The sequence below is a fragment of the Inquilinus sp. CA228 genome (genome assembly GCF_052078665.1).
GTDB lineage: Bacteria > Pseudomonadota > Alphaproteobacteria > DSM-16000 > Inquilinaceae > Inquilinus.
This window is the reverse complement of the sequence record NZ_JBQJIK010000011.1, coordinates 63,855-87,490: the sequence shown is the minus strand read 5'-3', so window position 1 is coordinate 87,490 and position 23,636 is coordinate 63,855. Positions and strand designations below refer to the sequence as shown.

At 70.6% G+C, this 23,636-nt stretch carries 25 protein-coding genes; 10 read left to right on the top strand and 15 right to left on the bottom strand.

All coding sequences use genetic code 11. The features are described 5' to 3' along the window. Positions 1 to 48 precede the first annotated feature (48 nt). Positions 49 to 756 (top strand): ligase-associated DNA damage response endonuclease PdeM, encoded by a 708-nt coding sequence (gene pdeM / locus ACTOWL_RS07430; protein WP_441320564.1) that lies wholly within the window; start codon positions 49 to 51, stop codon positions 754 to 756. On the opposite strand, the gene ACTOWL_RS07425 is transcribed toward pdeM, so the two are convergent. Genes ACTOWL_RS07425 through ACTOWL_RS07410 form a run of 4 tightly spaced genes read right to left on the bottom strand, consistent with a single transcriptional unit; the run spans position 753 to position 3,853 of the window. After that, positions 753 to 1,445 carry an HdaA/DnaA family protein gene (locus ACTOWL_RS07425; protein WP_441320563.1) on the bottom strand — a complete coding sequence of 231 codons (693 nt, stop codon included), beginning with the start codon at positions 1,443 to 1,445 and terminating at the stop codon, positions 753 to 755. The genes pdeM and ACTOWL_RS07425 overlap by 4 nt on opposite strands. Further along, positions 1,442 to 2,536 carry an AI-2E family transporter gene (locus tag ACTOWL_RS07420; RefSeq protein WP_441320562.1) on the bottom strand — a complete coding sequence of 365 codons (1,095 nt, stop codon included), beginning with the start codon at positions 2,534 to 2,536 and terminating at the stop codon, positions 1,442 to 1,444. Before ACTOWL_RS07420 ends, ACTOWL_RS07425 begins: the two co-directional genes overlap by 4 nt. Further along, entirely contained in the window at positions 2,533 to 3,090 is a 558-nt protein-coding gene (locus ACTOWL_RS07415; RefSeq protein WP_441320561.1) for a CDP-alcohol phosphatidyltransferase family protein, read from the bottom strand. Before ACTOWL_RS07415 ends, ACTOWL_RS07420 begins: the two co-directional genes overlap by 4 nt. Before the next feature lie 49 nt (positions 3,091 to 3,139). Then, positions 3,140 to 3,853 (bottom strand): hypothetical protein, encoded by a 714-nt coding sequence (locus ACTOWL_RS07410; protein WP_441320560.1) that lies wholly within the window; start codon positions 3,851 to 3,853, stop codon positions 3,140 to 3,142. 86 nt (positions 3,854 to 3,939) lie between these two features. Here ACTOWL_RS07410 and purM point away from each other — a divergent pair, with 86 nt between their 5' ends. From purM to ACTOWL_RS07395, 3 genes are all read left to right on the top strand, one after another. Beyond that, complete coding sequence (purM, locus tag ACTOWL_RS07405) at positions 3,940 to 5,022, top strand: phosphoribosylformylglycinamidine cyclo-ligase (protein ID WP_441320559.1); 1,083 nt, start codon at positions 3,940 to 3,942, stop codon at positions 5,020 to 5,022. Further along, on the top strand, positions 5,010 to 5,657 hold the full coding sequence (gene purN / locus ACTOWL_RS07400; protein WP_441320558.1) for a phosphoribosylglycinamide formyltransferase: 648 nt from the start codon (positions 5,010 to 5,012) through the stop codon (positions 5,655 to 5,657). The genes purM and purN overlap by 13 nt, the downstream gene beginning before the upstream one ends. A gap of 125 nt (positions 5,658 to 5,782) precedes the next feature. Beyond that, positions 5,783 to 5,926 carry an aa3-type cytochrome c oxidase subunit IV gene (locus tag ACTOWL_RS07395; RefSeq protein ID WP_441320557.1) on the top strand — a complete coding sequence of 48 codons (144 nt, stop codon included), beginning with the start codon at positions 5,783 to 5,785 and terminating at the stop codon, positions 5,924 to 5,926. A 112-nt stretch (positions 5,927 to 6,038) separates the two neighbouring features. Here the strand turns inward: ACTOWL_RS07395 and ndk are convergent, their stop codons facing one another. Beyond that, complete coding sequence (gene ndk / locus ACTOWL_RS07390) at positions 6,039 to 6,458, bottom strand: nucleoside-diphosphate kinase (RefSeq protein WP_441320556.1); 420 nt, start codon at positions 6,456 to 6,458, stop codon at positions 6,039 to 6,041. 129 nt (positions 6,459 to 6,587) lie between these two features. Here ndk and ACTOWL_RS07385 point away from each other — a divergent pair, with 129 nt between their 5' ends. Then, a complete protein-coding gene (locus ACTOWL_RS07385) occupies positions 6,588 to 8,471 on the top strand; it encodes an ABC-F family ATP-binding cassette domain-containing protein (protein WP_441320555.1) in 1,884 nt (627 codons plus the stop codon). 10 nt (positions 8,472 to 8,481) lie between these two features. Here the strand turns inward: ACTOWL_RS07385 and ACTOWL_RS07380 are convergent, their stop codons facing one another. From ACTOWL_RS07380 to ACTOWL_RS07365, 4 genes are all read right to left on the bottom strand, one after another. Continuing rightward, positions 8,482 to 10,803, bottom strand: a complete 2,322-nt coding sequence (locus ACTOWL_RS07380) for a xanthine dehydrogenase family protein molybdopterin-binding subunit (RefSeq protein WP_441320554.1) — start codon at positions 10,801 to 10,803, stop codon at positions 8,482 to 8,484. A 124-nt stretch (positions 10,804 to 10,927) separates the two neighbouring features. Next, the gene (locus tag ACTOWL_RS07375; protein WP_441320553.1) at positions 10,928 to 11,638 is read right to left on the bottom strand and encodes a phosphatase PAP2 family protein; all 711 of its coding nucleotides are present in this window, start codon (positions 11,636 to 11,638) and stop codon (positions 10,928 to 10,930) included. After that, the gene (locus tag ACTOWL_RS07370; RefSeq protein WP_441320552.1) at positions 11,635 to 12,096 is read right to left on the bottom strand and encodes a DNA polymerase III subunit chi; all 462 of its coding nucleotides are present in this window, start codon (positions 12,094 to 12,096) and stop codon (positions 11,635 to 11,637) included. Before ACTOWL_RS07370 ends, ACTOWL_RS07375 begins: the two co-directional genes overlap by 4 nt. Then, positions 12,096 to 13,601 (bottom strand): leucyl aminopeptidase, encoded by a 1,506-nt coding sequence (locus ACTOWL_RS07365; protein ID WP_441320551.1) that lies wholly within the window; start codon positions 13,599 to 13,601, stop codon positions 12,096 to 12,098. The genes ACTOWL_RS07370 and ACTOWL_RS07365 overlap by 1 nt, the downstream gene beginning before the upstream one ends. A 201-nt stretch (positions 13,602 to 13,802) precedes the next feature. Here ACTOWL_RS07365 and lptG point away from each other — a divergent pair, with 201 nt between their 5' ends. The 3 genes from lptG to rsmA all read left to right on the top strand — a co-directional run bounded on the left by lptG (position 13,803) and on the right by rsmA (position 17,157). Then, positions 13,803 to 14,897: an LPS export ABC transporter permease LptG gene (gene lptG, locus ACTOWL_RS07360; RefSeq protein ID WP_441320550.1), complete on the top strand. Its 1,095-nt coding sequence runs from the start codon at positions 13,803 to 13,805 to the stop codon at positions 14,895 to 14,897. Positions 14,898 to 14,993: 96 nt separating this feature from the next. Further along, positions 14,994 to 16,286 carry a peptidylprolyl isomerase gene (locus tag ACTOWL_RS07355; protein ID WP_441320549.1) on the top strand — a complete coding sequence of 431 codons (1,293 nt, stop codon included), beginning with the start codon at positions 14,994 to 14,996 and terminating at the stop codon, positions 16,284 to 16,286. Between the two features lie 7 nt (positions 16,287 to 16,293). Beyond that, a complete protein-coding gene (gene rsmA, locus ACTOWL_RS07350) occupies positions 16,294 to 17,157 on the top strand; it encodes a 16S rRNA (adenine(1518)-N(6)/adenine(1519)-N(6))-dimethyltransferase RsmA (protein ID WP_441320598.1) in 864 nt (287 codons plus the stop codon). On the opposite strand, the gene gmk is transcribed toward rsmA, so the two are convergent. Both gmk and ACTOWL_RS07340 read right to left on the bottom strand, forming a co-directional pair. Next, positions 17,154 to 17,789: a guanylate kinase gene (gene gmk / locus ACTOWL_RS07345; protein WP_441320548.1), complete on the bottom strand. Its 636-nt coding sequence runs from the start codon at positions 17,787 to 17,789 to the stop codon at positions 17,154 to 17,156. The two genes, rsmA and gmk, sit on opposite strands and share 4 nt — an antisense overlap. Further along, a complete protein-coding gene (locus ACTOWL_RS07340) occupies positions 17,786 to 18,688 on the bottom strand; it encodes a YicC/YloC family endoribonuclease (protein ID WP_441320547.1) in 903 nt (300 codons plus the stop codon). The genes gmk and ACTOWL_RS07340 overlap by 4 nt, the downstream gene beginning before the upstream one ends. 90 nt (positions 18,689 to 18,778) lie before the next feature. Between ACTOWL_RS07340 and ACTOWL_RS07335 the strand changes: the two genes are divergently transcribed. After that, positions 18,779 to 19,534 (top strand): SDR family NAD(P)-dependent oxidoreductase, encoded by a 756-nt coding sequence (locus ACTOWL_RS07335; RefSeq protein WP_441320546.1) that lies wholly within the window; start codon positions 18,779 to 18,781, stop codon positions 19,532 to 19,534. A 65-nt stretch (positions 19,535 to 19,599) separates the two neighbouring features. Next, positions 19,600 to 19,728 (top strand): hypothetical protein, encoded by a 129-nt coding sequence (locus ACTOWL_RS07330; protein ID WP_343712928.1) that lies wholly within the window; start codon positions 19,600 to 19,602, stop codon positions 19,726 to 19,728. Here the strand turns inward: ACTOWL_RS07330 and pssA are convergent. The 4 genes from pssA to fabF are packed head-to-tail and all read right to left on the bottom strand — an operon-like array spanning position 19,710 to position 23,598. After that, positions 19,710 to 20,594: a CDP-diacylglycerol--serine O-phosphatidyltransferase gene (gene pssA / locus ACTOWL_RS07325; protein WP_441320545.1), complete on the bottom strand. Its 885-nt coding sequence runs from the start codon at positions 20,592 to 20,594 to the stop codon at positions 19,710 to 19,712. The genes ACTOWL_RS07330 and pssA overlap by 19 nt on opposite strands. After that, the gene (locus ACTOWL_RS07320; RefSeq protein ID WP_441320544.1) at positions 20,591 to 21,313 is read right to left on the bottom strand and encodes a phosphatidylserine decarboxylase; all 723 of its coding nucleotides are present in this window, start codon (positions 21,311 to 21,313) and stop codon (positions 20,591 to 20,593) included. The genes pssA and ACTOWL_RS07320 overlap by 4 nt, the downstream gene beginning before the upstream one ends. Continuing rightward, positions 21,303 to 22,331: an endolytic transglycosylase MltG gene (gene mltG, locus ACTOWL_RS07315; protein ID WP_441320543.1), complete on the bottom strand. Its 1,029-nt coding sequence runs from the start codon at positions 22,329 to 22,331 to the stop codon at positions 21,303 to 21,305. The genes ACTOWL_RS07320 and mltG overlap by 11 nt, the downstream gene beginning before the upstream one ends. Before the next feature lie 4 nt (positions 22,332 to 22,335). Continuing rightward, positions 22,336 to 23,598 (bottom strand): beta-ketoacyl-ACP synthase II, encoded by a 1,263-nt coding sequence (gene fabF / locus ACTOWL_RS07310; protein WP_441320542.1) that lies wholly within the window; start codon positions 23,596 to 23,598, stop codon positions 22,336 to 22,338. Positions 23,599 to 23,636: the final 38 nt, after the last annotated feature.

Sequence of the window (23,636 nt, the reverse complement as noted above, 5' to 3'; positions counted from 1 at the left end):
TCGAACAAAACCATTGCCGGCGGCGGGCCGGACGCCTAGACCGGAGTCATGCCGACGCGCACCATCCCGCTCCGCGACCACGCCTTCCGCCCCGACCCGTCGGGCGTGCTGTGGTGGCCGGAACGGCGCTGGCTGCTGGTCGCCGACCTGCATCTGGAGAAGGCGACGGCGCTGGCCCGGCGGTCGCACCGCCTGCTGCCGCCCTATGACAGCACCGCGACCCTGGCCCGGCTGGGCGCCGCGATCGACCGGCTGGATCCGGCGGCCGTGGTGGCGCTGGGCGACAGCTTCCATGATTCGGCGGGGGCGGATCGACTCGCCGCCGACGACCTGGCGACCCTGACCCGGCTGGCGCGCGGGCGCGACTGGATCTGGGTGCTGGGCAATCACGATCCGGACCTGCCGCGGTCGCTGCCCGGCGACCGGGCCGAGGAGCTGCAGGTCGACGGCCTGGTCTGCCGCCACGCCGCCGCGCCGGGAGCTGCCGGCGAGATCTCCGGCCACTCCCATCCCAAGGCGGCGGTCAGCGGCCGCGCCGGGCGGGTGACCGGGCGCTGCTTCGTCGCCGACGAGCACCGGCTGGTGCTGCCGGCCTTCGGCGCCTACACCGGCGGGCTCGACGTGCTCGACCCCGCCATCCGCCGGCTGCTGGGCCCCCTCTTCCATGTCTGGCTGATCGGCCGCGCCGGGCTGCACCGCTTCCCCGGCGCCCGCCTGTCGCCGATCACCTTCCGGTACATCGACAGCGTCGCCTAGCCCTGCTCCGCCAGGATCGAGCGCACCAGCGGCAGGGTGATCGAGCGGCCCTGGGCCAGGCTGGCGGCGTCGATCTCGGCCACCAGCCGGCGCGCCTCGGCGAAGCTGCGCTCCATCCGCGCCAGCATCGCCTGCACGATCTCCGGCCCGATCGCGAGCTGGCGATCGGCGAACAGCTTGGCCAGCACCTGGGCCAGCAGCACGTCGTCGGGCTCGCCGAGCCCGACGGCCGGCGCCGCCTTCAGCCGCGAGGCGAGATCCGGCAGCGCCACCGGCCAGCGCGCCGGCGGCTCGCGCGCCGCCAGCAGCAGGAACCCGCCGGCCTCCTTCAGCAGGTTGTGCAGGTGGAACAGCGCCCGCTCCGCCGCCGCATCGCCCGCCACCCAGTCGGCATCGTCCAGCGCCACCGCTCCGGCGGCGGCGAGCTCGGCCGGATCGGCCGCGGCCAGCGCTCCCCCGGCCAGGATCCGGGCACCGGCGCGCTGCGCCCAGATGCCGAGCAGATGGCTCTTCCCCGCCCCCGGGGCGCCGTGCAGGGCCAGGACCGGCCCCGGCCAGCCCGGCCAGCGCGCGATCCAGCCCGTGGCCTCGCGGTTGCTGTCGGCGACGATGAAGTCTTCAGGCCCCAAAGCGGGGGGCAGCGACAGGTCGAAGACGAACTGCGCCACCTCTCCGGTGCTTCTGCTCATGAGACGGTGGGGATGTCCATGTCCGGCGGATCGGCGGGCGGCTGCCGGTACAGCGCGCTCTGGCGGTAGCGGTGCAGGGCGAACCGCGTCAGCACGCCGATCACGGCGGCCATCGGCACCGCCAGCATCACCCCGGTGAACCCGAACAGGCTGCCGGCGGCGAGCAGCGCGAAGATCACCCAGACCGGGTGCAGGCCGACGGATTCGCCGACCAGCTTCGGAGTGACGAAGTTCCCCTCCAGGAACTGGCCGAGCAGGAAGATGCCCAGCACCAGCACCCACATCGTCCAGTCGTCATATTGCACGAACGCGATGCCCATCGAGCTGATCAGGCCGACCAGCGAGCCGACATAGGGAATGATCGACAGGATGCCGGTCATCAGCCCGACCAGCAGGCCGAAATTCAGCCCGACGATGGTCAGGGCGATGGCATAGAACAGCCCCAGCAGCAGGCAGACGATCAGCTGCCCGCGGATGAAGCGCGACAGAGTGTAGTTCACCTCGCGCCCGAGGCCGCGGATGGTCTCGCGCTGCGCCACCGGCAGGTTGTGGTCGATCACCTCGACCATATGGTCCCAGTCGCGCAGCATGTAGAAGGCGACCACCGGGGTGATGAAGACCAGCGACAGCAGGTCGATCAGCGCCATGCCGCCCTGCCACAGGCTGCCCAGCACCGTGCCGATCCAGGACACGGCGTTGCCGGCATATTGGCTGACCGCCTTTTGGATCTCGGTGAAGTTCGCCGCCGACACGCGGTGGCGCAGATCGGCGATCAGCGGCTGCAGCCGCGCCGTCGCCCGGGCCACATAGTCCGGCACCGCCGAGATCAGCCCGGTGACCTGGGTGATCAGGATCGGCACCACGATCAGCACCGCCAGGATCGCCAGGATCACGAACAGCAGCAGCAGCACCGTGGTCGCCAGCCAGCGCGGCATGCCCAGCCGCTGCAGCCGGTCGCAGGCCGGGTCCAGCAGATAGGCGATGATCATGCCGGTGACGAAAGGCGCCAGCACGCCGCTCAGCAGCCACACCAGGAGGCAGAAGACGACGAAGCCGATCAGCCAGAAGCGGATTTGGGTGGAGCCGTTCACGCGGGCGCCCCGGCTGGGGTGAAGAAGCGGCGGACGGTCTCGCGCAGATAGCCGACCGCCGACAGTGTGGTGGTCCCGGCCACGATCCAGACCAGGACCGCGATGACGCCACTGGCGTCGACATCCAGCCCGGGCGCCGCCATCACCAGCACCACCAGCGCGATCTGCATCACCGTGTTCAGCTTGCTGATCATCGACGGGGTCAGCGAGCGGGTGCCGCGGCCGGCGAAGTGCAGCACCACCACGCCCAGCACCAGGCCGATGTCGCGCGCCACCACCAGCACTACCAGCCAGACCGGCAGCTCCGCCGTCCAGGTCAGGGCCAGATAGGTGCCGACCAGCAGCGACTTGTCGGCGATCGGGTCGAGATAGCTGCCCAGCGCCGTGCGCGCCTGCAGCCAGCGGGCCAGGATGCCGTCGATCGCATCGGTCAGCGCCGCCGCCGAGAACATCCAGAAGGCCGTGACCAGCCGGCCGTCCAGGATCAGCCAGATGGTGATCGGGGCGACGACCAGGCGGGCCAGGCTGAGCAGGTTCGGCAGGTATCGGACCATGCGGCGCAAAGGGCCAGACCTCGATGGCAAGAGTGTGGTCACGCCGGGGCTACATCCCGCCGGTGCGGTGCAGCTCCAGCGCCGCGGCGCCCTGCTGCACCGTCAGGCCCTGCTGCGACAGGATCTGGTTGAGCTGGGTCTGGTCGCCGGGGAAGCGCAGCTCCAGCACCGCCTGCCGCGCCGACAGGCTGACCAGGGAGGACGAGACCACGCCGCCGAGGCGGGTCAGCCGGCCCTGCACGTCGTACCAGTCGGCCGGTGCCGCGATCGGCACGGTGACGGTGACCGATCCCCGCGCCTGGAAATCCGGCTGCGGCAGAGTCCCGGGCACCGTGCCGGGGGCGGTCGCGGTGACCGGCGGCGCGGCGCCGCCACCGGCCAGCAACTGCTGCACGCCGGAGCTGCGGAAGGTGTAGGCCAGGGTGGCGGCGTAGTGGCCGGGCGAGGCCTGCTCGGACTTGACCTGGAAGCTCTGCACCAGCCGCTCGACATCGGCGTCGGACATGCCGGAGACGCGGGCCGGATCGGCGCCGATCTGCTGCAGCAGCTGCTGCAGCCCCTTGCGCGGACCCTGGGCGAAGGCCTTGGCGCGGGCCTCGGTCGCGTTCCCGGCGCTGGCCTCGACCGCGACATTGTCCACCGAATAGCCCGAGGCGCTGCCCGCGATCGGCGCTCCGCCCGGGGTCTGGGCACGCACCGGCGCCAGCCCGGCGCAGAGGAGAGCGGCCGCCAGAGCCAGGGTCGATCCGATGCGAAGCATCATTGCAATGCCTTCCGGTTTCGCTATGGTCCGCGCCCATCCGCACGGATAATCCGCCTTTATATAGCACCCCTCTCTGCGAGGTCATCATGTGCCCGCCGGTCGACCCCAAGGACAGCTCCGATGCCTACGCCCGGGCCGGCGTCAACATCGCCGAGGGCGAGGCCTTCGTCGGCGACATCAAGCCGTTGGCCGAGAGCACGCGCCGCAGCGGCATGATGGAAGGCCTGGGCGGCTTCGGCGCGCTGTTCGACCCGAAGGCCGCCGGCTTCCGCGACCCGATCCTGGTCGCGGCGACCGACGGCGTCGGCACCAAGCTGAAGGTGGCGATCGAGACCGGCCGGCACGACACGGTCGGCATCGACCTCGTCGCCATGTGCGTCAACGACCTGGTGGTGCAGGGCGCCGAGCCACTGTTCTTCCTCGACTATTTCGCCTCCGGCAGGCTCGACCGCTCGGTCGGCGTCGGCGTGCTGCGCGGCATCACCGAGGGCTGCCGCCAGGCCGGCTGCGCCCTGATCGGCGGCGAGACGGCGGAGATGCCGGGCATGTACGCCGCCGGCGACTACGACCTAGCCGGCTTCGCCGTCGGCGCGGTCGAGCGCGAACAGGCCCTGACCGGCCGCGACGTGCGCGACGGTGACGTGGTGCTCGGCCTGGCCTCGACCGGCGTCCATTCCAACGGCTACTCGCTGGTCCGCCGCACCGTCGCCGAGGCGGGGCTGGCCTGGGACGCGCCGGCGCCCTTCGCCAACGACACCACGGTCGGCGAGGCCTTCCTGACCCCGACCCGGATCTATGTAAAGAGCAGCCTGGCCGCGATCCGCGCCGGCGGCGTCCACGCCCTGGCGCACATCACCGGCGGCGGGCTGACCGAGAACATCCCGCGGGTGCTGCCGGACGGGCTGGGCGTCGCCCTCGACGCCGGGGCCTGGCCCCTGCCCCCGGTGTTCCGCTGGCTGAAGGCGCAGGGCAGCCTCAACGCGGCCGAGCTGGCCCGCACCTACAACTGCGGCATCGGCATGGTGTTGATCGTGGCGCCGGACCGGGCGGACGCGGTGTCGGCCATCCTGGCCGGCCAGGGCGAGACCGTCCGCCGGATCGGCCGGGTCGTCGCCGATGCCGGGCATTCCGTGGCCATCGCCGGCACGGAGGCGGCATGGGCCGTCTGAAGGTTGGAGTTCTTATATCGGGCCGGGGCAGCAACATGGCGGCCCTGGCCGAGGCCTGCGCCGCGCCCGACTTCCCGGCCGAGATCGCGCTGGTGCTGTCCGACATCCCCGGCGCCGGCGGGCTGGCCGTCGCGGCGGGCCGCGGCCTCGCCACCGCCACGGTCGAGCGCAAGGCCCACCCCTCCAAGGCGGCCTTCGAGGCGGCGATGGACGAGGCGCTGCGCGCCGCCGGGGTCGAGCTGGTCTGCCTGGCCGGCTTCATGCGGGTGCTGAGCGCCGATTTCGTCGGCCGCTGGCACGACCGCATCCTCAACATCCACCCCTCGCTGCTGCCGGCCTTCCCGGGGCTGCACACGCATGAGCGGGCTCTGGCGGCAGGCGTAAAGCTCGCCGGCTGCACCGTGCACATCGTGCGCCCGGTGGTCGATGACGGGCCGATCCTGGTCCAGGCGGCGGTGCCGGTGCTCGACGGCGACGACGCCGAAAGCCTCGCCGCGCGCATCCTGGTCGAGGAGCATCGCTGCTATCCGCTGGCGCTGCGCTGGGTCGCCGAAGGGCGGGTCCGGATCGAGGACGGACGGGTCCGGATCACCGGTGCGGACGCCGCCGCAGGCGCGATCCGCAACCCATTGTGATAATTGTCACAAAGTCCAACTCGACGCTGCGACAATTAAACCCTATTTCACTGGACAAGGCCGGGGGCCACCCGTAAATGGTGCCTCGATCGCAAACATACGAAAGCGTGACGAGGATGGGCGCGATGGCCAGCGAAGGCACGAATCAGGTTCCCGATGAGCTGCTGGCCTCGCGCAAGCAGATGTATGCCAGCTTCGTGCGCTTCAGCACCTGGGGCATTGTCGCCATCGCCATCCTGCTGATCGGCATGGCGCTGTTCCTGCTCTGATTTTCGCCATCGGCGCGAAAAAGGCCGGTCCCCAGGGACCGGCCTTTTTTGTTGCCCGGAAGGCGGCATCCGCCCTCCCCGCCGCAGCGAGGAGGGCCAAAAGCGCTTCGGATCAGCCGACGATCTCGGTGCCGGCGAAGAAGAAGGCGATCTCGATCGCCGCGTTCTCGGCCGAATCGGAGCCGTGCACCGAGTTCGCCTCGATCGATTCCGCGAACTCCTTGCGGATGGTGCCCGGGGCGGCGTTGGCCGGGTTGGTGGCGCCCATCACCTCGCGGTTGCGGGCCACGGCGTTGTCGCCCTCCAGCACCTGGACCACGACCGGGCCCGAGATCATGAAGGCGCAGAGGTCGTTGAAGAACGGCCGCTCCTTGTGCACTCCGTAGAAGGCCTCGGCCTGGGCGCGGCTCAGCTGGATCCGCTTCTGCGCGACGATGCGCAGGCCGGCGTCCTCGAACTTGGCGTTGACCTTGCCGGTCAGGTTGCGGCGGGTGGCGTCCGGCTTGATGATGGAGAGGGTGCGCTCGGCCATTGGATCCTCGATTTTTCAGGCGTTGGCGATCGGAATTGCGCGGCCTTATAGACGGGCCGCCCCGATCCGGCAACCGAAGCCGAATCCGCAGACCCGAATCCGGCCCGGTCGTGCTATGACCCCGCCGCCATGCTTCAGATCCAGGACATCACCATCCGCATCGCCGGCCGCGTGCTGCTCGACTCCGCCTCGGTGTCGGTCGCGGCCGGGCACAAGGCGGGCCTCGTCGGCCACAACGGCACCGGCAAGTCGACGCTGCTGCGCGCGATCCGCAAGGAAATCGGGCTCGACGGCGGCCAGATCAGCTATCCCGGGCGCTGGCGCATGGCCAGCGTGGCCCAGGACGCGCCGGAAGGGCCGGCCAGCCTGCTCGACACCGTGCTGGCCGCCGACACCGAGCGCGCCAGCCTGATGGAGGAGGCGGAGACCGCCGAGGATCCGGACCGGATCGGCGAGATCCACACCCGCCTGGCCGATATCGACGCCCACACCGCCCCGGCCCGCGCCGCCACCATCCTGGCCGGCCTCGGCTTCGACACGGAGGCCCAAGGCCAGCCGGTCGGCGACCTGTCGGGCGGCATGCGCATGCGCGTCGCCCTGGCGGCGACGCTGTTCCTCCAGCCCGATCTGCTTCTTCTCGACGAGCCCACCAACCATCTCGACCTCGAGGCCACGCTGTGGCTCGAGACCTGGCTGAAATCCTACCCACACACCATCCTGATGGTCAGCCACGACCGCGACCTGCTGAACCGCGTGGTCGACACGACGATCCATCTCGAGAACGCGAAGCTGACCGCCTATACCGGCGGCTACGACCAGTTCGAGCAGACCCGCCGCATGCGGCTGGAACATCTGGCGGCGCTGCAGAAGCGCCAGATCGCCCAGCGCGCCCACATGCAGAGCTTCATCGACCGGTTCAAGGCCAAGGCCACCAAGGCCCGCCAGGCGCAGAGCCGGGTCAAGGCGCTGGAGAAGATGGAGCCGATCGTGGCCCTGGTCGAGGGCCAGTCGATCAGCTTCGACTTCCCGCCGCCGGAGGAGCTGGCGCCGCCGATCCTGGTGCTGGACAAGGTGACCGTCGGCTATGACGAGCGCCCGGTCCTGAAGAATCTCGACCTGCGGATCGACATGGACGACCGCATCGCGCTCCTGGGCGCCAACGGCAACGGCAAATCGACCCTGGTCAAGCTGTTCGCCGGACGGCTGCAGCCGATGGCCGGGCAACTGCGCAAGTCCAACAAGCTCAAGGTCGGCTATTTCGCCCAGCACCAGGCGGAGGAGCTGGACCTGTCGCTGAACGCCATCGCCCAGGCGCGGCGGGTGATGCCGAATTCGACCGACGAGAAGATCCGCGCCCATCTCGGCCGCTTCGGCTTCGTCCAGCGCCGGTCGGAGACCCGGATCGGCGACATGTCGGGCGGCGAGAAGGCGCGGCTGCTGCTGGCCCTGATGGCGCGCGAGGCGCCGCATCTGCTGCTGCTCGATGAGCCGACCAACCACCTCGACGTCGACAGCCGCCAGGCGCTGGTGCAGGCGCTGAACGAGTATGACGGCGCCGTGGTGCTGATCACCCACGACCCGCATCTGATCGAGCTGACGGCCGACCGGCTGCTGCTGGTCAAGGACGGCGCGGTCAGCCCCTTCGAGGGCGACCTCGACGACTACCGCCGCCTCTTGGGCGAGCAGCGCCGGCAGGAGCGCGCCGGGCGGCAGGCGGAGAAGCTGAGCCAGGCCGACCGCAAGGAACAGCGCCGCGCCGCCGCCGAGGCCCGGGCCCAGCTGGCGCCGCTGCGCCAGGCGATCCGCGAGATCGAGAAGCGGATCCAGGGGCTGGAGCGGGAGAAGAAGGCGATCGAGGCGAAGCTGGCCGACACCGCCCTCTACAGCAACCCCGCGGCAGCGACCGAGCAGCAGATCGCGGCGCACGACGTGCAGAGCAAGCTGGACGCCGCCGAGGAAGCCTGGCTGGAGGCCAACGGCAAGCTGGAGGCGGCGCAGGCGCTGGCGGGCTGAGGCTACCGCCCTACCGCAGCGCCTCCCACACCGTCGCCGGGGTCAGAGGCATCTGGAGGCGGTCGGCGGCCGCGCCGTGGCCGGCGCGCACCAGGGCATCGGCGACGGCGTTGACCACGGCCGGGGTGGCGCCGATCGTGCCGAGCTCGCCCACGCCCTTCACGCCGAGCGGATTGTTCAGGCACGGCGTCGATTCGTCGAGCACATGGACGAAGCTGCGGATGACGTCGGCCCGCGGCACGCCGTAATCCATCAACGTGGCGGTCATGACCTGCCCGGTCTCCGGGTCGTAGACCATGTGCTCGCCCAGCGCCTGGCCGATGCCCTGGACCGCGCCGCCATCGAGCTGGCCGCGCACGATCATCGGGTTGACCACCCGGCCGACATCATTGGCCGAGACGTAGGAGACGATGTCGACGGTGCCGGTCTCGGGGTCCAGCTCGACCTCGCAGATGTGGCAGCCATTCGGCCAGCTCGGCCCTTTCACCGTGCTGGTGGCGTCGATGAAGATGCGGCGGTCGGGCTGGCGGTCGGCGAGCTCGAACAGGCCGATGCCGCGGTCGGTGCCGGCGATCCGGAACATGCCCTCGGCATATTCGATGTCGGCCGCCGCGGCCTCCAGCGCGTCGCCGGCCAGCTCGCGTCCGGTGTCGACCGCGCGCTCGGAGGCGTGGCGGATCGCCGAGCCGGCGGTGAACAGCGAGCGCGACCCTGCGCTGCCGAAGCCCTGGCCGCGGTCGGTGTCGCCCATGACGATGCGGATCTTGTCGATCGGCACGCCGAACACGTCGACCACCAGCTGGGCGTAGGAGGTCGCGATCCCCTGCCCCATCGGCATGGTCGCGGCATACACCTCGATGCCGCCGTCGCCCGAGACCTGGACCGTCACCCGCTCCTCGAACACGTTGCCGCCGGTCCATTCCAGGAACGAGGCCAGGCCGCGGCCACGCAGCTTGCCGCGGGCCCGGGACTCGGCCTCGCGCGCGGCAAAGCCGTCCCAGTCGGCGAGGCCCACGGCCTGGTCGATGATCGAGCCGAACCTGCCGCTGTCATAGGTCTGCCCCATGGCGTTGGTGTAGGGCATCTGCTCGGGGTGGACGAGGTTGCGGCGCCGGATCTCGACCGGGTCCAGGCCGAGCTGCCGCGCCGCGGCGTCGAACAGCCGTTCGATGAGATAGATCGCCTCCGGCCGCCCCGCCCCGCGATAGGCGGCGGTCGGTGCCGTATGGGTCAGAAGGGTGGTGAATTCGAGGTCGATGGTGCGGATGTCGTAGATGCTGGTCGACACCCAGGGGCCGATCATCAGCTGGATGATGATGCCCGCCGTGGTGGCGTAGGCGCCGACATTGGCGTGCGACCGCACCCGGTAGCCCAGCACGCGGCCGGTCTCGTCCAGCGCCAGCTCGGCCCGGCTCTCGACGTCACGGCCATGGGTCGCGGCCAGGAACTCCTCGATCCGCTCGGCGGTCCATTTCACCGGGCGCTGCAGCTTGCGCGCGGCATAGGCGACCATGATGTCCTCGGCATAGAGGCCGGTCTTCATGCCGAAGCCGCCGCCGACATCGTCGACCACCACCCGCACCTTGTCGCGCGGGATACCGAGCACGGCGTCGCACAGCGTGTCGCGCGCGCCGGACGGCATCTGGCTCGACAGGCGCAGCGTCAGCCGGTCGGTCTCGGCGTCGTAATCGGCCTGGGAGCTGCGCGGCTCCATCGGCGTCGGTGCCAGCCGTTGGTTGACGATGTCGAGCGAGACGATATGGGCGGCGGCCTGGAAGGCGGCCTCGGTCGCCGCCGCATCGCCGTGCCGCATCTGCGCGGCGATGTTGCCGGTCGCCGCCGGCCATACCTGCGGCGCATCCGCCGCCAGCGCCTGAGTCACCCCGGTGATGGCCGGAAGCTCGTCATACTCGACCACGACGGCGTCGAGTGCGTCCTTCAGCACAGCGCGGCTCTCGGCCACCAGCGCGACCACGGCCTCGCCGACGAAGCGGACGACCTCATGCGCCAGTGCCGGCCGCAGCGGCGACGCGCCGGGCGACCCGTCCGGCCGCTTGAAGATTGGCGCCAGCGGCAGCGGCTTCACCCCGTCCGCAACCAGGTCGGCGCCGGTCAGCGCGGCCACGACCCCGGGCATCGCCAGCGCCTCGGAGGTGTCGATCGACACGATCCGGGCATGCGGGTGCGGCGAGCGCAGGAAGCCGAGATAGGCCTGTCCGGGCAGGGAGATGTCGTCGCTGAAGCGGCCAGCGCCGGCCAGCAGCCCGGCATCCTCGATCCGCCGCACCTCGCGCCCGCTGCCGAACCGCCCGATTGCCGATCCGTCCGTCATCACTCGTCACCTTGGCTGGGAAGCCGCCCGGATGCCTGATCCGCGGCGGCCTTGGCTGTCAGTCTATATGGTCGCGGATCGCGCGTGCGCACCACTTGCCGGACAAATCGGCTACGGCTGCAACTCAGCCCCGCTCCGGCCAACGGATCAGGCCGCGGGTGAAGTCGCGCCAGGCAGCGGCCGTGCTCCAGCGGTCGAACAGCAGGGCGTGCAGCCCGGCGCTGACCAGCAGGATCACCGCGGCGGCGAAGATCACATCGCTGAAGAAATGCCCGCCCATGCCGATGCGCAAGAGGCCGAGCACACCGCCCAGCGCCATCGATCCCCAGAAGATCCGGCGGCGCCGCCGCGCCGGGACGACATAGGCGACGCTGTGGATGACGAAGCCGACGGTCGGGTCGCCGGCGACGAAGGAGCAATTGCGGCCGCACTGGCCAGCCGGGATCAGCGGCGGCGTGAACACGGCGGTGCCGCCGAAGGCCTCGACCTGGCGCGGCCGGGCCCGGCCCCAATGGTCCTTCAGCACGGCGTTGGCCACCAGCCCCGGCCCGATCGCCAGCGCCAGCGCCAGGAAGGTCCAGCGCCGCGCGTCGAGGCCGAGCAGCCGCCGCTGTGCGAGCCAGGTCCAGAGCGCCGCGATGACGAGCAGCACGCCGCCCGTGCGGACCACCAGTTGCACAGCCTCGTGCATCGCCTCCGCCAGCGGCGCGCCGTCCCAGGCGAAGCCGCTGCCGGGGGCGTAGAACCAGCCGGAGACGACGAGGTCGATCCCCGGAACGAGGACCAGCAGGGCACAGAGGGCGACCGCGAGCCACAGCGTGACGCGCGGCGTCACCCGCCCACCCGCTGCTTCTCGCTCCAGGCTCCGGCCTCGTCCTGCTGGTAGTAGACCAGGGTGTGGCCGGCGTCCCGCAACCGCTTCCAGCGGCCGCGGGCGGCCTGCACCGCCTCTGGGTCGTTGCCGTCGAACAGGTCGCAGACCGTGGCGAAGGCGCCCTCGCCGTCCGACTCCGCGCCGTCGCCCAGGAACAGCACCTGGGCGCCGTTCGGGTTCTCCACCCGGTCGCTGATCCAGACCGGCTGCTCCTCGGCGAAGCCGTCGCGCTTGGTGCCGTGCGGCAGGAAGCCTTCCTTGGAATAGGTCCAGAGATGGCCGGCCAGGCTCTCCACCCGCTCCTCCGAGCCGACGCTGACCACGGCGCGCCAGCCGCGCTGCAGCGTCCGGTCGAGCAGCACCGGCAGGGTCTGCTCGAACGTCCGCGCGGTCAGGTGATAGAACCGGATCTCGGCCATCAGCCTTCGTAATTGTCGGCCACGAACCGTTCCAGCAGCCGCACGCCGAAGGCGGTGGCGCCCTTCGGCACGGTCGGCGTGTCCTTGCTGGACCAGGTGGTGCCTGCGATGTCGAGATGGGCCCAGGGCACCTTGTTGACGAAGCGCTGCAGGAACTGCCCGGCGACGATCGAACCGGCGTCGCGGCTGCCGGCGATGTTCTTCATGTCGGCGATGTCGCTGTCGATTTGCTTGTCGTAGGAATCGGCCAGCGGCATCCGCCACAGCTTCTCCTCGACCGCCTTGCCGGCGGCGGCCAGCTTCTCGGCCAGGGCGTCGTCGTTCGAGAACAGCCCGGCGTGGTCGCTGCCCAGCGCGATGATGATCGCGCCGGTCAGGGTGGCCAGGTTGACCATCGCCTTCGGCTTGAACCGGTCCTGCGTGTACCAGAGCGCATCGGCCAGGACGAGCCGGCCCTCGGCGTCGGTGTTCCACACCTCGATGGTCTGGCCCGACATCGAGGTGACGATGTCGCCCGGCCGCTGCGCGTCGCCCGACGGCATGTTCTCGACCAGGCCGAGCACGCCGACCGCGTTGACCTTGGCCTTGCGCAGGGCCAGCGCCTTGAACAGCCCGGTGACCACGCCTGCGCCGCCCATGTCCCACTTCATGTCCCACATGCCCTGGCCGGGCTTCAGCGAGATGCCACCGGTGTCGAAGGTGACGCCCTTGCCGACGAAGGCGATCGGCGCCTCGTCCTTGCGCTTGCCGCCGGCACCCTTCCACTGCAGCACCACCAGCTGGCTCTCGCGCGCCGAACCCTGGCCGACGCCGAGCAGCGCGCCCATGCCGAGCTTGCGCATCTGCTTCTCGCCGAGGATCTCGACCTCGACGCCGAGATCCGCCAGATCCTTGGCCTTGGCGGCGAAGCTCTCGGGATGGAGGATGTTGGCCGGCTCGGACACCAGCTCGCGGGTCAGGAACACGCCCTGGGCCACGGCATCGGCGCGGGCGAAGGCCTTCTTCGCCGCCGCAGCCTCGCCGGTCTGCACCGCCAGGCTCTTCAGCGTCGGCTTCGCCTCGGCCTTCTCCTTGGTGTGGTAGCGCTCGAAGCGCCAGGCCCGCAGCCGGGCGCCGAAGGCGAATTCGGCGGCCGCGGCCCCCGCGCCCTGGCCGGCGAGGACGATGCCCTCGAACTGGGCCGTCGCCTCATGGATCCGGGCCTGGTTCAGCAGCGCGGCGACCGCGCCACCCGCCCGCTGCAGCCGGACCGCGTCGACCTCATCCGGCTTGCCGAGGCCGAACAGCACGACCTGGTCGGCGCCGACACCGGCAAGGCCGTACAGGGTCAGCGTCTCGTCACGGCCGCCCTTGAACTTCGGCGCGGCCTTCAGCGCCCGCGACAGCGCCCCCTTCGACCGCTTGTCGACCACGGCGGCAGCCGTCGAGAGGACGCCGTCGGCAAACACGCCGAGCACCAGGGCGCCGGCTTCGACGGAAGCGGGCGGGGCGAAGGAGATCTGCATCTTGTCGTCTTCCGGGCGATTTCCGATGGCCGCGGCCAAGGCGGCGGAACCTGCAAGGTAACAGCGGGTTTCACAGCCGTCACCGGTCGAAAACGACCCCGCCGCCCGGCTGCGACTCCTTGATGGTCGCCGCGGCGGGCCGTCTGTTGTAGAAGATCCGCCGACCCGCCCAACCGGCACCCACAGGCCAGCCCGCACCCGATGGTTCGTTCCCCCACCCTTTACGCCTATATCGTGCGGCAGTTCCTGTTCTGGTTCATGGCCGTGCTGCTGGTGCTGAGCGGCGTGATCGCGGTGTTCGAGTTCGTCGAGTTCGTGCGCCAGGTCAGCTCTATCCCCGAGCTGCCGGTGAGCCTGGCCTTTACCCTGGCCGCCTTCAAGCTGCCGAGCGATATCGAGATCCTGTTCCACTTCGCCGTGCTGATCGCGGCGATGGTGACCTTCTGGCGCATGACCCGCAGCCGCGAGCTGGTGGTGGCCCGGGCCGCCGGCCTGTCGGCCTGGCAGTTCCTGGCCCCGGTGATCGCCGCGGCGATGGTGCTGGGCGTGCTCAAGATCACGGTCGTCAACCCGATCTCGGCGGCGATGTACAGCCGGTTCGAGCGCCTGGACCTCGACTTCCTGGGCGGCACCGGCGACGTCATGAAGGTGGCGCGGACCGGCTTCTGGCTGCGCCAGAAGGACGAGAGCGGGATCGTCGTCATCCATGCCGAGACGGTCGGCAGCAACGGCGACCAGCTGCAGAACGCGATGTTCCTGCTGCTGAACCCGGACGAGAGCTATCGCGGCCGGATCGATGCCGCCAGCGCCCAGCTGCAGGACGGCAGATGGGTGATCAGCAACGCCTGGGTGATGAAGGGCGAGACGCCGGCGGAGCATGTCGACACCACCTCGATCGCAAGCAACCTGACCCGCAACGGGATCCAGGAGCGGTTCGCCTCGCAGCAGACCATCTCGTTCTGGGACCTGCCGGACTATATCCGCAACCTCGAGGCCACCGGCTTCTCCTCGACCCGCTACCGCATCGCCTATCAGGGGCTGCTGTCGCAGCCGCTGCTGATGGCGGCGATGATCCTGGTCGCCGCGGCCTTCAGCCTGCGGCCCGGGCGCCGGGTCGACACCGTGCTGATGATCGTCGGCGCCATCGTCACCGGCTTCTCGATCTTCGTGCTCGGCGACATCGTGGCGGCGCTCGGCCGGGCCGGAACCCTGCCGGTGCCGATGGCCGCCTGGGCCACCTCCGGCGTCGCCCTGCTGTTCGGCGTCGCCGCGCTGCTCCATCTCGAGGATGGCTAAGCCCATGCCGTCCCTGGGTCCGGCCGCTTTTGCCTTGAGTCGGCCAAAGTCACGTGCTGTATCTGCGCCTTTCAACTGCGAGGCCGTGTCGCCCTCATGATCCGTCGCCTGTCGGCCCCGATCGTCGCCCTGGTCCTGGCCATCACCTCTCTCGCCGTTCCCGCGGCGATGGCCCAGACCCGCCCCGCCCCGGCCTCCGCCGTCGGCACCATCGCCGCGGTGGTCAATGACGACGTGATCACCGTGGCCGACCTGCAGATGCGCATGCGCCTGGCGCTGATGAGCAGCGGCCTGCCGGCGACTCCGGACGCCCAGCAGCGGCTGCTGCCCCAGGTGCTGCGCCTGCTGATCGACGAGAAGCTGCAGGGCCAGGAGGCCAGGCGCTCCGGCATCGCCGTTCCGGACCAGGATGTGGACCGGGCGCTGGCGGCGATCGCCGGCCAGAACAAGATGTCGACGCAGCAGCTGTTCACGATGCTGAAATCCACCGGGGTGCCGCAGACCGCGCTGGAGGATCAGGTGCGGGCCCAGCTCGGCTGGCGCCAGCTGATCCAGCGCCGTTTCATCTCCCAGGTCGAGGTCTCGGACACCCAGATCGACGAGGTGGTGGAGCGGCTGAAGGCCAATCAGGGCAAGCCGCAATATCTCGTCGCCTCGATCTTCCTGGCGGTCGACCAGGATGCCGGCGAAGGCCAGGTCAAGGCCCTGGCCGACCGGCTGGTCTCCGAAATCCGGCGCGGCGCCCCCTTCCCGGCCGTGGCGCGCCAGTTCAGCCAGGCCGCCGGCGCCCAGAGCGGCGGCGACATGGGCTGGGTGCTGGCCGGGCAGCTCGAACCCGCGCTCGACCAAGTGCTCGGCACCATGGAAAAGGGCCAGGTGTCGGACCCGATCCGCACCCTCGGCGGCTACAACATCCTGCTGCTGCGCGACAAGCGGACGGTCAACGCCAACACCTCGGCCGGTGTCAAGGTCCGGCTGAACCAGATCGTCGTCCCGGTGCCGCCGACCGCGCCGCCCAATCGGGTGCAGACCGTGGTGGCGCAGATGCGCAACGACTTCTCCAGCGTGAACGGCTGCGAGGCCTTCCAGGCCAAGGCCAAGGAGCTGGGCGTGACCGCCAACCCGGATCTCGGCGACGTGCCGCTCAGCCGCCTGCCCGACGCGATGCGCCAGGTGGTCAGCGCCCTGCCCGACGGCCAGGTCAGCTCGCCGCTGCGCGTGCCGAACGGCGTCGCCGTGATGATGGTCTGCTCCCGCCAGGATGCCGGCGGCGACGGCGTCGACCGCGACCAGATCCGCGGCGGCCTGGCCGACCAGAAGATCGACATGATGCAGCGCCGGCTGCTGCGCGATCTGCGCGGCAACGCCTATATCGACATCCGGCTCTGACGGGTCTCTGACCCTGTCCGGCGACGCTCTTCGCGACGCGATCGCCGCCCTGCCGCCGCTGCGCGACGTGATCGCGCGGCACGGCCTGGCGGCCAAGAAGTCGCTCGGCCAGAACTTCCTGCTCGACCTCAACGTCACCGCCCGGATCGTCCGCGAGGCCGGCGACCTGGCCGGTGTGCATGTGGTCGAGATCGGGCCCGGCCCCGGCGGGCTGACCCGGGCGCTGCTCGCCTCCGCCGCCGACAGCGTCACGGTGGTCGAGCGCGACCGGCGCTTCCGGCCGGCGCTGGAGGAACTGGCGGCGATCGCCGGCGATCGGCTGCGGGTCGTCGAGGCCGACGCGCTGAAGACCGACATCCCGGCCCTGGTGCCGGCACCCCGCGCGGTGATCGCCAACCTGCCCTACAACGTGGCGACGCCGCTGCTGATCGGCTGGCTGCGCCGGATCGACGAGTTCCGGTCGCTGACGCTGATGTTCCAGAAGGAGGTGGCGGACCGGCTGGTCGCCAACCCGCGCAGCCACGCCTATGGCCGGCTGTCGGTGATCGCCCAGTGGCGGGCCGAGGTCGATCCGCTGCTGACCCTCCCGGCCCGCGCCTTCACGCCGCCGCCCAAGGTCGATTCCACCGTGGTCCGCTTCCGCCCGCGTGCCGATCGGGAGGTGGTCCCCTTCGCGGCGATGGAGACGGTCACCGCCGCCGCCTTCGGCCAGCGCCGCAAGATGCTGCGCGCCAGCCTGCGCAGCCTGGGCGACGCCGAGGCGCTGCTGGCCGAGGCGGGCTTGACGCCGACGGCGCGGGCCGAAGAGATCGACATCGCCGGCTTCGTCCGCCTGGCCCGCGCCGTGGCGGCCCGCCAGGAGAAGAGCTAGAGCCTAGCCTGCAGCGCGCGGACGAAGTCCGGCAGGCCGGTCTGGCGGCTGCGGCGCAGCCGTTCCGCCGCCAGGATCGCCTGCACCTGGGCGATGCTGGCATCGAGGTCCCGGTTGATGATCACGTAGTCGTATTCCGGCCAGTGGCTCATCTCGTCCGCCGCCTTGGCCATGCGGCCGGCGATCACCGCGTCGCTGTCCTGGGCGCGGGCGCGCAGCCGCTGCTCCAGCGCCTCGACCGTCGGCGGCAGCACGAACACGCTGACCAGGTCGGTCCGCGCCTTCTGCGCCAACTGCTGGGTGCCCTGCCAGTCGATGTCGAAGATGACGTCGCGGCCGGCCGCCAGCGCCGCCTCGACCGGCGCGCGCGGCGTGCCGTAGCCGTGGCCGAAGACCTTGGCGCGTTCGAACAGCTCATCATTGGCGACCATGGCGTCATAGGCCGCCTGGTCGATGAAATGGTAGTGCGTGCCGTCGATCTCGCCCGGCCGCTGGGCGCGGGTGGTGACCGACACCGAGATCGTCAGGTTCGGGTCCTGCGCCAGCACGGCCCGGGTGATCGAGGTCTTCCCCGCCCCCGAGGGCGAGGACAGGACGAGCATGAGCCCGCGCCGAGGAATATCCGTGGTCATTCGATGTTCTGGATCTGCTCGCGGAACTGTTCGATCACGGCCTTGAGGTCGAGGCCGATCCGGGTCAGCGCCACATCCGCCGCCTTCGAGCACAGCGTGTTGGCTTCCCGGTTGAACTCCTGGCATAGGAAATCGAGCCGGCGCCCGACGCCGCTGCCGGCGGCGAGCAGGCCGCGCGCCTGGCCGATATGGGCGTCGAGCCGGTCGAGCTCCTCGCGCACGTCGCAGCGGCCGACCAGCACCGCCACCTCCTGCGCCAGCCGGTCCTCGGCCAAGGGCGGCCGGGCCTCCAGCAGCAGGTCGAGCTGGGCCTTGAGCCGCGCCTTGAGCGCTTCCGGCTGGGCAGCGGCGGAGACCCGGGCCTGGTTCACGAGCTCGGTGATCTGGTCGATCTGGCCGGCCAGGACGTCGCGCAGGCGCCCCCCCTCCTCCAGCCGCGTCGCCAGCAGGTCGTCGAGCAACGGCGCGATCGCCGCCCCGGCTTCGGCCTCGACGGCGCCGTTCAGCTCGGCCGAGGCGGAGTCGCCGTTCTCGACCACGCCGCGCACGCCGAGCAGCGCGTCGACCTGGACCGGCGCGGTGTCGCCATTCACCTCGCGCACCAGCGCGATCAGCTGGTCCAGCATCTCGCGGTTGATGCGCAGCTGCGGCGCCGACTCGCTGCGGCCGAGCGACAGGTTCAAGGTGACGTTGCCGCGGCGGAAGCGCTTGGCCAGCTCGACCCGCGCCGCCGCCTCCAGCCGCTCGAAGCCGGCCGGGGTGCGCAGGCGAAGGTCGAGCGACTTGCCGTTGACGCTGCGCGCCTCCCACACCCAGGACACGCCCTCGACGCCGCCCTCCTTGCGGGCGAAGCCGGTCATGCTGGAAAGCTGGGCCGAGGCGGTCTTATCCTGAGTCATAGCGGGCTTATAAGCGGACGATTCCGAAAGGGAAATAGCCCATTCCCTCCTCGCTGATGGGAAATATCCATCCCGCTCAAGGAGAACGCCATGGCGCCGGCCGCGATCCTGATCACCGGCGCCTCGAGCGGCCTCGGTACCGCGCTCGCGAAGGCCTACGCCGCACCCGGCGTGCGGCTGGTGCTGCTGGGGCGCGACGCGGCCCGGCTGGAGGCGGTGGCCGAGGCGACGCGGGCCCTCGGCGCGACACTGGAAACAGCGGCGGTCGATGTCACCGATCAAAGGGCGATGGCAGCGGCGGTAACGGCGGCCGACGAGGCCGGGCCGCTGGACCTCGTGATCGCCAATGCCGGAATCGGCCCGGGCGGAGCCGAGGGCGCCGACGCGGCGGCGAAGGGCCGCCGGATCCTGGCGGTCAATCTCGACGGCGTGCTCAACACCGTCGACCCGATCCGGCTGCGCATGGCGGCGCGCGGCGCCGGGCAGATCGCGCTGATGAGCTCGCTGGCCGGCTTCCGCGGCTTTCCCGGCATGGGCCCCTATGCCGCGTCGAAGGCGGCGGTTCGGATCTACGGCGAGGCGCTGCGGGTGGAGCTGCGGCCGCGCGGCGTGCGGGTCTCGGTGATCTGCCCCGGCTTCGTGCGCACGCCGATGACCGACGGGGCCAGGTTCCCGATGCCGATGCTGATGGAGGTCGAGGATGCGGCGGCGGTGATCCGGCGCGGGCTGGAGCGCTCCCGGCCGCTGATCGCCTTTCCCTGGCCGGTCCACGCCGGCACGAGGTTGCTCGCCGCCCTGCCCGCGACCTGGTCCGACGCCCTGATCCGCCGCGTCATGCGGGTGTGACTGCCGTCACGGTGCGTTCACGAGAGAACGTGCATGGTGCCATCACGCACAGCGAGAGCACGACCATGCATCTGATCCATGACGATGACGATACCGACAGCCCGTTCGACCTGATCCGCGAGATCGTGACCATCGTCGGCTGGGTGGCGACCACCTTCGCCCTGCTGCTGGTCGCCTACGCCGCGTTCGGCTGATCCGGCTGGTCCGGAGGCTGCTGCGCCGGATCGGCAGTCGGCGCCGCCTCCTCCTCATCCAGCTCTCCCATCATCAACGCGGCCTGGCGCTTGAGATGGGCATAGCGCTGGATGCTGAACGGGATGCTGCCGACATAGATCAGGCCGAGCGCGACCAGCGTCGGCCAGGTGGCGGTAACCAGCAGCGTGGCCACCAGCCCGATCCCGACCAGCACCGGCACGATATATTCCTGCGGAATCCGCACCACCTTCATCGAGAAGGTCGGGATCCGGCTGACCAGCAGCAGCGCCACGAAGACGGTCCACAGCCCGACCAACAGCGGCGCCACCCAGAAGCCGGACGAGAACTCGAAGCTGATCATCACCGGCATCAGGATCAGGATGGCGCCCGCGGGCACCGGCACGCCGGTGAAGTAGTTGTAGGCGAAGGGCGGCAGGGTGGTGTCGTCCAGCGCCGTGTTGAAGCGCGCCAGGCGCAGCGCGGCGCAGACCGCATAGGCCATCACCGCCAGCCAGCCCAGGCTGCCGGCGTACTGCATCATCCAGAGATAGAGGATGATCGCCGGGCTGACGCCGAAGCTCACGATATCGGCCAGGCTGTCCAGCTCGGCCCCGAACTTGCTCGACCCGCGCAGCAGCCGGGCGACGCGGCCGTCCAACCCGTCCAGCACGGCGGCCACCAGGATCGCCGTCACCGCCTGTTCCCAGCGCTCGTGCACGGCGTAGCGGATCGCGGTCAGCCCGGCACACAGCGCCAGAGTGGTCAGGATGTTCGGCAGCAGCCGGTTGATCGTCAGGCCGCGGATGCGGACGACCGGTCGGCGGCGGAAGGGCCGCCGGTGCCGACGTTGCTCGGGCTTCATCATCGGGCGATCGCGACCGGGTTGGCGACGGCGGCCGCCGCCAGGTCGGCCAGCACGGTCTCGCCGCCGATCATGGTCTGGCCGACCGAGACCAATGGCTCGACCCCGTCCGGCAGGTAGATGTCGGTGCGGCTGCCGAAGCGGATCAGCCCATAGGTCTCGCCCGCCACCACCGGCTGGCCCGGGGACAGGTCGCAGATGATGCGCCGGGCCACCAGCCCCGCGACCTGGACGAAGACCAGGATCCGCCCGTCTGGCAGGCGCAGCGAGACGGCGCTGCGCTCATTCTCCTCGCTGGCCTTTTCCAGATTGGCGTTCAGGAACTTGCCGGGCCGGTACTTCACGTCAATCACCGCGCCGTCGGCCGGAACCCGGTTCACATGCACGTTGAACACGTTGAGGAAGATGCTGATCCGGGTCAGCGGCCGGTTGCCGAAGCCGAGCTCCGCCGGCGGTGTCGCCTGGACCACCATCTGCACCACGCCGTCGGCCGGCGCCACCACCAGGTCGGGCCGGTTCGGCGTCACCCGCGGCGGGTGGCGGAAGAAGTAGATGCACCAGGCGGTCGCCAGCACGCCGAGCCAGCCCAGCGGCTCCCACAGCATGAACAGCATCACGGTGGCAACGGCGAAGACGCCGATGAACGGGTAGCCGGCCGGGTGAATCGGCACCAGGACCCCGCGGATCGTGTGCAGAAGATGGGGGTCGTCTCTACCGTTCAATGGTGTCTCCGGTGTCCGGGGCCGCGTCGCCGGGATTGGGCGGGGCGGCCTGTCGTCGCTTCTGCCATTCGGCGACGTTGCGGTTGTGCTCCTCGAGCGTCCGGGCGAAGACGTGCCCGCCGGAGCCGTCGGCTACGAAGTAATAATAGTCCGTAACCGCCGGCTTGAGCACTGCGGCAAGTGCGTCGCGCCCGGGATTGGCGATCGGCCCCGGCGGCAGGCCTGCCACGACATAGGTGTTGTAGGGCGAATCGAGCTTCCAGTCGGCCCGGGACAGGGGGCGGCCGAGCGGCTTCTTCCCTTCGGTCAGGGCGTAGATCACGGTCGGGTCCGACTGCAGCGGCATGCCGGCCTGCAGCCGGTTCAGGAACACGCTGGCGACCACCGGCCGCTCCGCCGGCACGCCGGTCTCCTTCTCGACGATCGAGGCCAGGGTGACGGCGTCCTGCGGCGACTTGACGGGCTGGCCGTTGCCCCGCCTAGCCCACAGCGCGTCAACCTCCTGCCGCATCGCCTTGCGCATCCGCTCGATCACGGCCACGCGGGTGTCGCCGCGGATGAACTGGTAGGTCTCCGGCAGCAGCGAGCCTTCGGCCGGGACGTCCCCGGCCTCGCCGGTCAAGAGCGGCTCGGCCTGCACCAGGGCCACGATCTCGGCCGAGGTCAGGCCCTCGGGGATGGTGATCTTGTGCGAGACATTGCTGCCGCGGGCCAGCAGGTCGGCCGCCTCGGCCGGGGAGGTCCCGGGCGCGAAGGCGTATTCCCCGGCCTTCAGGGCGCGGTCGCCGCCGTCGAGCGCGGTTCCGGCCAGGAACACCCAGCGGTTCTCGACGATTCCCGCCGCCTCGAGCTGCGCCGCGATCGCGGTCAGGCCGCTGCCGCGCTCGATGACCAGCGTCGCCCCCGTCGTCAGCGGTCCCGGGGCGCGGTAGGCATGGAGGAACCAGGCGACGCCGCCACCGATGACGGCCGCCAGGACCACCAGGAAGGCGAGCGCGCGGGCAAGGGCCCGAAGCATGCCCTCAGAGATACTCGCGGAAGACCAGCGACGCGTTGGTCCCGCCGAAGCCGAAGCTGTTCGACAGCGCGGCGCGCACCGGCCGCTCCTTGGCCTGCTTCGGCACCAGGTCGACGCCGAGGCAGCTGTCCGACGGGTCCTCGAGGTTCAGCGTCGGCGGCACCACATCGTGGTTGACCGCCAGCACCGAATAGATCGCCTCGACCGCGCCGGCCGCGCCGAGCAGATGGCCGATCGCGGATTTGGTCGAGGACATCGACACGGTCTCGATCGCGTTGCCGAACAGGCGCTTGACCGCGCCGAGCTCGATCTCGTCGCCGAGCGGCGTCGAGGTGCCGTGGGCGTTGACATAGTCGATATCCGACGGGGTCAGGCCGGCGCGCTTTAGCGCCGCCGACATCGCCCGGAAACCGCCATTGCCGTCTTCCGGCGGGGCGGTGATGTGATGGGCGTCGCCCGACAGGCCGTAGCCGACCACCTCGGCATAGATCGTGGCGCCGCGCGCCTTGGCGTGCTCCAGCTCCTCGAGCACGACCACGCCGGCACCCTCGCCCATGACGAAGCCGTCGCGGCCCTTGTCATAGGGGCGCGAGGCCCGGTCGGGGGTCTCGTTGTAGCCGGTGGACAGCGCCCGGGCCGCGGCGAAGCCGGCGAGCCCGAGCCGGCACACCGCCGCCTCCGCCCCGCCCGCCACCATGACGTCGGCATCGTCCCACATGATCAGCCGCGTCGCGTCGCCGATCGCGTGCGCGCCGGTCGAGCAGGCGGTGACCACAGCATGGTTCGGGCCGCGGAAGCCGTGCTGGATCGAGACCTGGCCGGAGGCCAGGTTGATCAGCGCCGCAGGGATGAAGAAGGGGGAGATCCGGCGGGGCCCCTTCTGCTCCAGGGTCAGCGAGCCCTCGGCGATCCATTGCAGGCCGCCGATGCCCGAGCCGATCATGACGCCGGTGCGCTCGCGCGCCTCGTCGGTCGGCGGCACCCATCCGGAATTCGCGATCGCCTCGTTGGCCGCGGCGATCGCGTAATGGATGAAGACGTCGTTCTTGCGCTGGTCCTTGGGCGGGACCGCGCTGTCGACGTCGAAATCACCCGGGCCGGTGCCGCGCGGCACCATGCCCGCGATCCGCGCCGGCAGATCCGAGACGTTGAAGGTCGAGATCGCCCCGATGCCGGACTGGCCGGCGGTCAGTCGATCCCAATTGGTCTTCACACCGGCACCGAGAGGCGTGACCATCCCCATGCCGGTGATTACGACACGTCGCATCATTTCATCCGGTTCTGCGGCGGAACGTGTGGCACAGG

Bases quoted from the DNA above. Each gene is read 5' to 3' on its own strand.
- pdeM (WP_441320564.1), top strand. From the start codon at position 49: ATGCCGACGCGCACCATCCCGCTCCGCGACCACGCCTTCCGCCCCGAC.
- ACTOWL_RS07425 (WP_441320563.1), bottom strand. From the start codon at position 1,445: ATGAGCAGAAGCACCGGAGAGGTGGCGCAGTTCGTCTTCGACCTGTCG.
- ACTOWL_RS07415 (WP_441320561.1), bottom strand. From the start codon at position 3,090: ATGGTCCGATACCTGCCGAACCTGCTCAGCCTGGCCCGCCTGGTCGTC.
- ACTOWL_RS07410 (WP_441320560.1), bottom strand. From the start codon at position 3,853: ATGATGCTTCGCATCGGATCGACCCTGGCTCTGGCGGCCGCTCTCCTC.
- purM (WP_441320559.1), top strand. From the start codon at position 3,940: ATGTGCCCGCCGGTCGACCCCAAGGACAGCTCCGATGCCTACGCCCGG.
- purN (WP_441320558.1), top strand. From the start codon at position 5,010: ATGGGCCGTCTGAAGGTTGGAGTTCTTATATCGGGCCGGGGCAGCAAC.
- ACTOWL_RS07395 (WP_441320557.1), top strand. From the start codon at position 5,783: ATGGCCAGCGAAGGCACGAATCAGGTTCCCGATGAGCTGCTGGCCTCG.
- ndk (WP_441320556.1), bottom strand. From the start codon at position 6,458: ATGGCCGAGCGCACCCTCTCCATCATCAAGCCGGACGCCACCCGCCGC.
- ACTOWL_RS07385 (WP_441320555.1), top strand. From the start codon at position 6,588: ATGCTTCAGATCCAGGACATCACCATCCGCATCGCCGGCCGCGTGCTG.
- ACTOWL_RS07380 (WP_441320554.1), bottom strand. From the start codon at position 10,803: ATGACGGACGGATCGGCAATCGGGCGGTTCGGCAGCGGGCGCGAGGTG.
- ACTOWL_RS07370 (WP_441320552.1), bottom strand. From the start codon at position 12,096: ATGGCCGAGATCCGGTTCTATCACCTGACCGCGCGGACGTTCGAGCAG.
- ACTOWL_RS07365 (WP_441320551.1), bottom strand. From the start codon at position 13,601: ATGCAGATCTCCTTCGCCCCGCCCGCTTCCGTCGAAGCCGGCGCCCTG.
- lptG (WP_441320550.1), top strand. From the start codon at position 13,803: ATGGTTCGTTCCCCCACCCTTTACGCCTATATCGTGCGGCAGTTCCTG.
- ACTOWL_RS07355 (WP_441320549.1), top strand. From the start codon at position 14,994: ATGATCCGTCGCCTGTCGGCCCCGATCGTCGCCCTGGTCCTGGCCATC.
- gmk (WP_441320548.1), bottom strand. From the start codon at position 17,789: ATGACCACGGATATTCCTCGGCGCGGGCTCATGCTCGTCCTGTCCTCG.
- ACTOWL_RS07340 (WP_441320547.1), bottom strand. From the start codon at position 18,688: ATGACTCAGGATAAGACCGCCTCGGCCCAGCTTTCCAGCATGACCGGC.
- ACTOWL_RS07335 (WP_441320546.1), top strand. From the start codon at position 18,779: ATGGCGCCGGCCGCGATCCTGATCACCGGCGCCTCGAGCGGCCTCGGT.
- ACTOWL_RS07330 (WP_343712928.1), top strand. From the start codon at position 19,600: ATGCATCTGATCCATGACGATGACGATACCGACAGCCCGTTCGACCTG.
- pssA (WP_441320545.1), bottom strand. From the start codon at position 20,594: ATGATGAAGCCCGAGCAACGTCGGCACCGGCGGCCCTTCCGCCGCCGA.
- mltG (WP_441320543.1), bottom strand. From the start codon at position 22,331: ATGCTTCGGGCCCTTGCCCGCGCGCTCGCCTTCCTGGTGGTCCTGGCG.
- fabF (WP_441320542.1), bottom strand. From the start codon at position 23,598: ATGCGACGTGTCGTAATCACCGGCATGGGGATGGTCACGCCTCTCGGT.